Here is a 9,363-nt window from a genome sequence, read left to right on the forward strand (position 1 = left end):
GGAAGAGGACCCCGCGAGCGATGAGGCGGTGACTACGCCACGGCGGCCTTGGAGGGCTCCGGGGTCATGTACTCCTCGATGGAGGGGCACGAGCACACCAGCTTGCGATCGCCGAGCACGTTGTTCAGGCGGCCCACGGACGGCCAGAACTTGTGATCGGCCACCCACGGCGCCGGGAACGCGGCCTGCTCACGCGAGTACGGACGGTTCCACTCCGGCGCCGTCATCACCCGAGCCGTGTGCGGCGCGTTCTTCAGGACGTTGTTGTCCTTGGGCGCCTTGCCCTCCTCGATCTCGCGGATCTCCCCACGGATGGCGATCAGCGCGTCGCACAGCCGATCGATCTCCGCCTTGGACTCGCTCTCCGTCGGCTCGATCATCAGCGTGCCCGCCACCGGGAAGGACACCGTCGGCGCGTGGAAGCCGTAGTCCATCAACCGCTTGGCCACGTCCTCCACCTCGATGCCCGCCGTCTTCTTCAGCTGCCGCACGTCCACGATGCACTCGTGCGCCACCCGGCCCCGCTTGCCGCGGTAGAGCACCGGGTAGTGCGGCTGGAGCCGCTCGGCGATGTAGTTGGCATTGAGGATCGCCAGCTTCGTGGCCTTGGTCAGCCCCTCGGCGCCCATCATCGCGATGTACATCCACGAGATGACCAGGATGCTGGCGCTGCCCCACGGCGCCGCCGACACGGCCCCGATGCCCTCGTTGCCGCCCGTGGAGATGACGGGGTGTCCCGGCAGGAACTTCACCAGGTGGCTCGCCACGCAGATGGGACCCATGCCCGGGCCGCCACCGCCGTGCGGGATGCAGAACGTCTTGTGCAGGTTGATGTGGCACACGTCCGCGCCAATCGCCGCCGGCGACGTCAGCCCCACCTGCGCGTTCAGGTTCGCGCCGTCCATGTAGACCTGTCCGCCACGCTCGTGCACGGCGGCGCAGATGTCCTTGATCTCCTCCTCGAACACGCCGTGCGTGGAGGGGTACGTCACCATCAGGGCGGCCAGCTTGTCCTTGTACTCCTCCGCCCGGACGCGCAGATCGCCCACGTCGATGTTGCCGCTCTCATCGCACTTGACGACGACCACCTGGTAGCCCGCCATCACCGCGGTGGCCGGGTTGGTGCCGTGCGCCGAGGAGGGAATCAGGCAGATGTTGCGGTGCCCCTGGCCCCGGCTCTGCTGGTACGCGCGGATGACGAGCAGGCCCGCGTACTCACCCTGGCTGCCCGCGTTGGGCTGGAGCGACACGCCCGAGAAGCCGGTGATGTTCGCCAGCATCTGCTCCAGCTGCTCGAACAGCACGCGGTAGCCCGCCGCCTGCGAGCTGGGCGCGAACGGGTGCAGCTTGCCGAACTGCGGCCACGTCACCGGAATCATCTCCGCGGTGGCGTTGAGCTTCATCGTGCACGACCCGAGCGGAATCATCGAGTGCGTGAGCGACAGGTCACGCGACTCGAGGCGGCGGATGTACCGCAGCATCTCCGTCTCGGAGTGGTAGCTGTTGAAGACCTGGTGCGTGAGGTACGGGCTGGTGCGCCGCAGGGCCTCGGGCAGGGTGCTCTTGAGGTCCTTGCCCAGCTCGTCCAGCGTGAAGCCCAGGGGCTTGGCGCCAGCGAACACGGCGAGGATGGCCTCCACGTCGGCCGGGCGGGTGGCCTCGTCGAGGCTCAGCCCGATGGCCCGCTCGTCGATGCGGCGGAAGTTCATCCCCTTGGCCTCGGCGGCCGCGAGGATGTTGCGGATGTGCGGCGGCGCGGCCTCGACGCGGAGCGTGTCGAAGACGTTCTCGTAGTTGGCGCCGTAGCCCAGCTTCGTCAGGCCGCGCGCCAGCAGCACCGTCAGCCCGTGCACGCGCTCGGCGATGGCCTTGAGGCCACGGGGCCCGTGGTACACGGCATACATGCCGGCCATGATGGCCAGCAGCACCTGCGCGGTGCAGATGTTGCTCGTGGCCTTCTCGCGGCGGATGTGCTGCTCGCGCGTCTGGAGCGCCATGCGCAGCGCGCGCCGGCCCTGCGCGTCCTCGGACACGCCGATGATGCGGCCCGGCATGACGCGGGTGTAGGCGTTCTTCGTGGCGAAGAAGGCCGCGTGTGGGCCGCCGTAGCCCATGGGCACGCCGAAGCGCTGGGCGCTGCCCACCGCCACGTCCGCGCCGAACTCACCCGGCGGGGTGAGCATCGTCAGGGCCAGCAGATCCGTGGCGACGACGAAGAGACCGCCCGCCGCGTGCACCTTCTGCCCGAAGGCGCGGTAATCGTGCACCACGCCGTCGGTGGCCGGGTACTGCACCAGCGCGCCGAAGAACTTCTTCGCGCCCAGGTCCACCGTACGGTGGTCGCCCACCACCACCTCCACGCCCAGGGGCTGGGCGCGGGTGCGCAGCACGTCGATGGTCTGCGGGTGGCAGATCTCCGAGATGAAGAAGGCGCCTCCGCTGCCGTCACCCTTGGCGTGCAGCGCCAGGGCCATGGCCTCGGCGGCGGCCGTGCTCTCGTCGAGCAGGGAGGCGTTGGCCACCTCCAGGCCCGTCAGCTCCATCACCATCGTCTGGTAGTTGAGCAGTGCCTCCAGACGGCCCTGGGCGATCTCCGCCTGGTAGGGCGTGTACTGGGTGTACCAGCCCGGGTTCTGGAGGATGTTGCGGAGGATGACGTTGGGGACCTGGGTGTCGTAGTAGCCCATCCCGATGAAGGACCGGAACAGCTGGTTCTTCGCGGCGATGGTCTCCAGCAACGCGAGCGCGTCATGCTCGGACTGGGGCTGGGAAGCGGCCAGCTTCAGCGGCTCCTTCGAGCGGATGGCGGCGGGGACCGTCTGGTCGATGAGCTCGTCGAGCGAGCCCACCCCCAGGGTCTTCAGCATCCCCTGCAGTTCCGTCTCATCCGGCCCGATGTGCCGGTCGGCGAACGACTCCTGGTATTTCCAGTTCAAAGACATAGGTTCGAGCACTCGCAGTGCGGGTGGTGGAACGAAAGGCCTAGGTAACAAAGGACCCAGGCCCGTTCAGGCACCCGATGACTCAGGAGTTCTGAAGCAGCTTCCCGTACGCGGCGGCGTCCATGAGCCCGGCCAGCTCCTTGCTGTCCGAGGGCTCGAGCTCGACGATCCACCCCGCCCCGTAGGGGTCCGAGTTGATGGTGGCCGGGCTGTCCGTCAGGGCGTCGTTCACCTTCACCACCTTGCCGCTCAGCGGGGAGTAGAGGTCCGACACGGCCTTGGTGGACTCGATGACGCCGAACTGCTTGCCGGCGGTGACGGAGGAGCCCACCTTGGGCAGCTCCACGTACACCACGTCTCCGAGCGACTCCTGGGCGTGGGCGGTGACACCCACCACGACCCGGGTGCCCTCGGCGCGGGCCCACTCGTGCTCCTTCGTGTACTTCAGGTTCTGCGGAATCTCACCGGACATGTCCGTGCTCCTCGAAAAGGGGGCTGCTCAAGGCTTGGGGTTGCTCAAGACTTCTTCCAGAAAGGGGTCTTCACCACGACGGCGGGCACCGGGCGGCCGCGGATCTCCACATCGAAGGTCGAGCCCTCGGCGGCCAGCTCGGCGGGCACGTAGCCGATGCCGATGGGCTTCTTCACCATGGGACCCATGGTGCCGCTCGTCACCTCGCCCACCCGCTGTCCGTCCTTGAGGATGGGGTAGCCGTGGCGGGGGATGCCGGAGCCGGTCACCTCGAAGCCCACCAGCTTGCGCTTCACGCCCTCTGCCTTCTGCTTCGCCAGCACATCGCGGCCGATGAAGCCGCCCTGCTTGTCCAGCTTGCAGATCCACCCCAGCCCCGCCTCCAGCGCGGTGTGCTGGTCGTCGATGTCGTTGCCGTAGAGGGCGAACTTCATCTCCGTGCGGAGGCTGTCGCGAGCGCCCAGGCCACAGGGCTTCACGCCGTCCTGCTGTCCCTCCTCGAGGAGCGCCTCCCACAGCTTCTCGGCGTCCCCGGGGGCGCAGTACAGCTCGAAGCCGTCCTCACCCGTGTAGCCGGTGCGCGAGATGAGGCACTGCACGCCGGCCACCGCGCCCTCGGCGAAGCGGTAGGTGCCGATCTTCGACAGGTCCACCGGGGTGAGGCGCTGCACCAGCCCGACGGCCTTGGGGCCCTGCACGGCGATCTGCGCGAAGTCGTCGCTGCGATCCACGGGCTTCACGCCCTCGGCGCGCGACTGCATCCAGGCGAAGTCCTTGTCCTTGTTGGAGGCGTTGACGACGATGAGGATCCGCTCGGGCGAGAAGCGGTAGGCCACCACGTCGTCCACGAAGGTGCCCTGCTCGTTGAGCAGGCCGGCGTAGACGGCCTGACCGTCCGCGCACTTGGACAGATCATTCGTGATGAGCTTGTTGGCCGTCTCGAGGGCACCGGGACCGGTGAACTCGATCTCGCCCATGTGAGACACGTCGAAGAGACCGACGGCGGTGCGCACCGCCTCGTGCTCGGCGATGACGGAGCTGTACTGCACCGGCATGTCCCAGCCGACGAAATCCACCATTCGCCCACCGAGCCTGCGGTGGGCCTCGTTGAGGGGCGTGCGCCGGGCCATGGTTCTCTCTCCTGTGTCCTGGTAGGGGGGGGTGAAAACGGCGCGGACTATAACCGCGCACCTTCTTCAATCAAGGCTCTCGGGGACTCGCCTGGGACGTTCTAGACTGGTCGCGTCATGAAGATTCGTAATCGTTTGAATCCGTCCGACCCGTGCTTCTCCTTCGAGTTCTTCCCGCCGAAGACCGACGAGGGGACGGCCAACCTGCTGAAGACGCTCTCGGACCTGGCGCCCCTGGAGCCGGGCTTCGTCTCCGTCACCTACGGAGCGGGCGGGAGCACGCGGGACAGGACGGTGGAGCTCGTCAGCCACATCAAGCGCGACACGGGCATCGAGGCCATGGCGCACCTGACGTGCGTGGGCCACACCCGCGAGGAGCTGCGCGAGGTGCTGCGGCGGCTGGCGGACGCCCGGGTGGACAACGTGCTCGTGCTGCGCGGGGACCCGCCCCAGGGACAGAAGACCTTCGAGCCCGTGGCGGGGGGTTTTCGTCATGCCACCGAGTTGGTGCGCTTCATCCGGGAGGAGGATTTCAACTTCTGCCTGGGCGGGGCGTGCTATCCGGAGGGCCACGTGGAGACGGTCTCCCGCGATGACGACCTGCGGAACCTGAAGGAGAAGGTGGACGCGGGACTGGACTTCGTCATCACCCAGCTCTTCTTCGACAACGCCTTCTACTTCGACTTCGTGGAGCGGGCGCGCCGCGTCGGCATCAACGTCCCCATCGTCCCGGGAATCATGCCCATCACCAACTACGAGCAGGTCCACCGCTTCACCCGCATGTGCGGAGCCACCGTGCCCATGCGGCTGGCGCTCCAGCTCGAGCGTGTGAAGGACCAGCCCGAGGCGGTGGTGCAGCTCGGCGTGGCGCACGCCACGGTGCAGTGCATGGAGTTGCTGTCGCGCGGCGTTCCCGGCATCCATTTCTACACGCTCAACAAGTCTCCGGCGACGCGGATGATCGTGAGCGCCCTGAGGGCCCGTACATGAGTGGACCCGGACTCAACGTCCCCTTGAATGATCCGCGGATGCCCGCGCTGCGGAAGATCCGTCCTCCCGCCTTCCTGCTGCTGTGCGTGGGCGCCCTCAACATCCTCCTCTGTCTGATCACCCTGGCCGCCATGTTCCTGGGCTACCAGGTGCTGCCGAACCAGGGCACCGAGGCCGCCGCCGCGCAGGCGCCGGTCACCATCCCCGTGGTGCTCACCGCGCTCGGGGCCATCGTGTCCGGGGTGCTCACCATCTGGGGCGCGCTGAGCGCCTTCAGCCTGCGCAACTGGGGCCTGGTGGCGGTGGGCGCCATCACCGCCGTGCTCCCGCTGACGCCCACCTGCTGCCTGGGTCTCCCCTTCGCCGCGTGGATGCTGTGGGTCCTCAGCATGCCCGAGGTGAAGCAGCACTTCTCCTGACCGGGCCTCCCGCTCCGCACGCCGTTGGACAGGGCCTACCTTCCCGGTGGGGCCCTGGGCCTACATCTGCGGAAAACAACCTCATTGCAAAATTCTACCTTAGCTGAGATTAGTCATCTCATGCTGTCCACTAGAGAACTCTTGGAGCGAAGCGTTCCCCACCTCGAAGCCACACCCGTCCAGGGAGGGTCCTTGCAGCATCACCACGCAGACCTCAACGGCATCCGTATGCACTACGTGACGTACGGTGCGGGTGAGCCCATCCTCTTCCTGCACGGCTTCCCCGAGTACTGGGGCGTCTGGAAGAAGCAGTTGGAGGAGCTGGGCGGGGACTACCGGGTGATCGCCCCGGATCTGCGGGGCTACAACCTCACCTCGAAGCCGGCGGACGTGGAGCAGTACCGCATCGAGCACCTGGTGGAGGACGTGCGCGCGCTGGCGGAGCACCTGGGGCTGAAGAAGTTCACCCTGGTGTGCCAGGACTGGGGAGCGCTGCTGGGGTGGAGCTTCGTGCAGCGCCACCCGGAGTACGTGAGCCGGTTCGTCACCATCAACATGACGCACCCCGCCCTGCTCGACCGCGAGCTGCGCGAAAACCCCCGCCAGCAGCAGGCGAGCCAGTACATGCTCTTCTTCCGCACCCCGGCGGCCGAGGCCATGGTCCTGGGCGACAACTGCGCGTGGCCGAAGCAGGCCCTCCTGGGTGAGGCCCAGAAGAACGGCGCCACGTTCACGGACGAGGACATGGCCGCGTGGCTCAGCGCCTGGAAGCAGCCGGGCGCCATCACCTGCGCGCTCAACTACTACCGGGCGGCGCGGCTGGGGCCTCCGGATGACCAGGGCAACCCGGGCGGCAGCAACCTCATGGAGGGCCTGACGCAGGACAGGTACGTGGTCCGCGTCCCGGTGCTCTTCATCCATGGAGAGAAGGATCCCTACCTCCTGCCGGACGGCCTCCGGGGCCTGGAGGAACTCGCGCCCGACCTCACCTTCCGGCGCATCCCCGAGGGCACTCACACGGTCTCTCTGGAGCAGCCGGAGCTCGTCAGCCAGCTCATCCGCGAGCACATGCGGCGGTAGTCGTCCGAGGAGCGCTCTGCCTTGCTGAGCAGGGAGGACCGTCGCGATCTGGGCTGGCTCGGCCTTCTGGTGGCCGTGTATGGCCTCGCATGCGCGCCGGTGCTCCATGCCCTCTACGGGCACGGTGGAGCAGCCCCCTCCTCCGCCACCCCCACGGCCCGGGCCTGGGTCACCCACCAGCGGGTGGGCTCGAATGAGCCCCCTCCTCCCGAGCTCCCCGCTCCACACGACGAGCGCACGCCGCACTCGCACGCGCCCTCCGACAAGCACGGGAAGAACGGGCGTGGGGAGACACCCGCCGGCCATACGCACGGCGCTGGCAGTGTCGAACACCTCCATGCGGTAGCGCTGCCCTCGGCCGCCCTGCCCCGCATGTGGGTCTCCTGGGTAGAGACCCTCCCCCTGCTCCCGGGGCAGGAGCGCCCACGCCCGGGAGACCCCCTTCGTCCGACCGCGATGCCCCAGGGCCCGTAGGAGACGCCGACTTTCCAGTCGTCCGCGTCTCCTTCGTTTCCCCACGACTTCGAGGTCGTTCTCCCATGCTGTCCTCACATGCGGCCCGTGTGGCCGTGTTCGCTATTTTTGCATCCGCCGTTCCCTCCTTCGCGCAGTCCGCCGAGCCCCAAACCGAGCCCGAGGCCGAGTCCCCCACCCTCCAGGCTCCGGAGGAGCCCACGAGCATGCGAACGACGGTGACGGCGCGGCGGCCCTTCACCGCGGCCTCGTCGTCCACGGTGCGGGATCGGGACTTCCTGCTGCGTCCGCACCCGCGCCCGGCGGACATCCTCCAGGTCGTACCGGGCTTCTACACGGTGCAGCACGCGGGCGGTGGCAAGGCCAACCAGTACTTCCTGCGCGGCTTCGACGCGGACCACGGCACGGACGTGGCGCTCTACGTGGACGGCGTGCCCGTCAACATGGTGAGCCACGGACACGGCCAGGGCTACGCGGACCTCAATTGGCTCATCCCCGAGCTCATCGAGCGTGTGGAGGTGCGCAAGGGCACGTACTTCGCGCAGGACGGGGACTTCGCCACCGCGGGCGCGGTGAACCTGGTGACGCGCCGGAACTTCGAGGCGAGCCAGGTGACGCTGGGGGGCGGCTCGTTCTCCACCTGGCGAGGGCTGTTCATCGCCGCCCCGGACGTGGAGGGCTGGCAATCCGTGGTGGCCGGGCAGGTGTACGGCACCGCCGGCCCCTTCCTCAGCCCCGAGAGGCTGGAGCGCTACAGTCTCTTCACCCAGGTGAGACGCCAGCTCTCGGAGCACTCCATGCTGTCGCTGGCGCTCACCTCGTATGCCAGTGGCTGGAACGCGAGCGGCCAGCTTCCCCTGCGCGAGGTCCGCGCCGGGCGGCTGGATCGCTTCGGCACGGTGAACGGCACCGAGGGCGGCAACTCGCAGCGCCACAGCGCCTACGCCACCTGGAGCACCCGCTCCCCCGACGCTGGCGAGGTGAACGTCCTGGCGTACGCCGTGCAGTACCGGCTCAACCTCTACTCCGACTTCACCTTCTTCAGCCGGGATCCCGCGAACGGAGACATGATCGAGCAGGATGACCGGCGCACGATGCTCGGCTTCAACGCCAGCTACCGCTTCCGGCGCGAGTGGGCGGGCCTCACCTTCGACACCACGCTCGGCACGCAGTTGCGCAGCGACAGCATCGATAACGGCCTGCATGACGCCAAAGCCCGCGAAAGGCTGAACACCGTGGTGGACACGAGCATCCGCGAGGGCGGCCTCGGGGTGTACGCGCAGGAGGACATCACCTTCACCCCCTGGCTGCGCGCGGTGCTCGGCCTGCGCGCGGACGCTTTCGGCTTCGACGTGGACGACCACCGCGAGAACCTGACCGAACCCGGCACGAAGACCTCGGGCGTGGAGCAGGCCTCGCGCCTCTCGCCCAAGGCGAGCCTCGTGCTCACCCCGCTCCCGGACGCCGAGCTGTACGTGAACTACGGCCACGGCTTCCACTCCAACGACGCGCGCGGCGTGGTGCGCCTGCCGGAGCCGGTGACGCCCCTGACACGCGCCCGGGGCTACGAACTCGGCGCGCGCACGCGACTGTTCGACCGGCTGGACCTCGCCGGCTCGGTGTTCCGGCTCGACCTGGACAGCGAGCTCGTCTGGGTGGGCGACGAGGGCACCACCGAGGCGCGTGGCGCCACCCGCCGTCAGGGAGTGGAGGCCGAGGCCCGGCTCAAGGTACTCCCCTGGCTCTTCGCGGACGCGGATGCCACCCTCACGCACGCCACCTACGTGCGGAACGCCGGTAACGGTGACGCGGTGGCGCTCGCACCCACACTCATCCTCGCGGGCGGCGTGTCCGCG

Annotated in this window: 8 protein-coding genes; 5 read left to right on the top strand and 3 right to left on the bottom strand. The window is 68.3% G+C overall.

Going from position 1 to position 9,363, the window contains the following annotated elements; all coding sequences use genetic code 11:
* Nucleotides 1-32: 32 nt before the first annotated feature.
* From gcvP to gcvT, 3 genes are all read right to left on the bottom strand, one after another.
* Nucleotides 33-2,942, bottom strand: a complete 2,910-nt coding sequence (gcvP, locus tag VF794_RS08260; RefSeq protein WP_331108637.1) for an aminomethyl-transferring glycine dehydrogenase — start codon at nt 2,940-2,942, stop codon at nt 33-35.
* A gap of 82 nt (nt 2,943-3,024) precedes the next feature.
* Entirely contained in the window at nt 3,025-3,414 is a 390-nt protein-coding gene (gene gcvH, locus VF794_RS08265) for a glycine cleavage system protein GcvH (protein WP_331108638.1), read from the bottom strand.
* Nucleotides 3,415-3,458: 44 nt separating this feature from the next.
* Nucleotides 3,459-4,544: a glycine cleavage system aminomethyltransferase GcvT gene (gene gcvT / locus VF794_RS08270; RefSeq protein WP_331108639.1), complete on the bottom strand. Its 1,086-nt coding sequence runs from the start codon at nt 4,542-4,544 to the stop codon at nt 3,459-3,461.
* 117 nt (nt 4,545-4,661) lie between these two features.
* Between gcvT and metF the strand changes: the two genes are divergently transcribed.
* The 5 genes from metF to VF794_RS08295 form a co-directional block, all read left to right on the top strand.
* The gene (metF, locus tag VF794_RS08275) at nt 4,662-5,534 is read left to right on the top strand and encodes a methylenetetrahydrofolate reductase [NAD(P)H] (protein WP_331108640.1); all 873 of its coding nucleotides are present in this window, start codon (nt 4,662-4,664) and stop codon (nt 5,532-5,534) included.
* On the top strand, nt 5,531-5,953 hold the full coding sequence (locus VF794_RS08280; protein ID WP_331108641.1) for a hypothetical protein: 423 nt from the start codon (nt 5,531-5,533) through the stop codon (nt 5,951-5,953). Before metF ends, VF794_RS08280 begins: the two co-directional genes overlap by 4 nt.
* A 192-nt stretch (nt 5,954-6,145) precedes the next feature.
* The gene (locus tag VF794_RS08285; protein WP_331108642.1) at nt 6,146-7,033 is read left to right on the top strand and encodes an alpha/beta hydrolase; all 888 of its coding nucleotides are present in this window, start codon (nt 6,146-6,148) and stop codon (nt 7,031-7,033) included.
* A 21-nt stretch (nt 7,034-7,054) separates the two neighbouring features.
* Entirely contained in the window at nt 7,055-7,507 is a 453-nt protein-coding gene (locus tag VF794_RS08290) for a hypothetical protein (RefSeq protein ID WP_331108643.1), read from the top strand.
* 206 nt (nt 7,508-7,713) lie between these two features.
* Nucleotides 7,714-9,363 (top strand): TonB-dependent receptor (locus tag VF794_RS08295; protein WP_331108644.1); only part of this gene is annotated, 1,650 nt, incomplete at its 3' end.

Source organism: Archangium sp. (assembly GCF_036389735.1).
Taxonomy (GTDB): Bacteria; Myxococcota; Myxococcia; order Myxococcales; family Myxococcaceae; genus Archangium.

Coding starts and splice junctions, on each gene's coding strand:
- metF (WP_331108640.1), top strand. CDS start 4,662: ATGAAGATTCGTAATCGTTTGAATCCGTCCGACCCGTGCTTCTCCTTC.
- VF794_RS08280 (WP_331108641.1), top strand. CDS start 5,531: ATGAGTGGACCCGGACTCAACGTCCCCTTGAATGATCCGCGGATGCCC.
- gcvH (WP_331108638.1), bottom strand. CDS start 3,414: ATGTCCGGTGAGATTCCGCAGAACCTGAAGTACACGAAGGAGCACGAG.
- gcvP (WP_331108637.1), bottom strand. CDS start 2,942: ATGTCTTTGAACTGGAAATACCAGGAGTCGTTCGCCGACCGGCACATC.
- gcvT (WP_331108639.1), bottom strand. CDS start 4,544: ATGGCCCGGCGCACGCCCCTCAACGAGGCCCACCGCAGGCTCGGTGGG.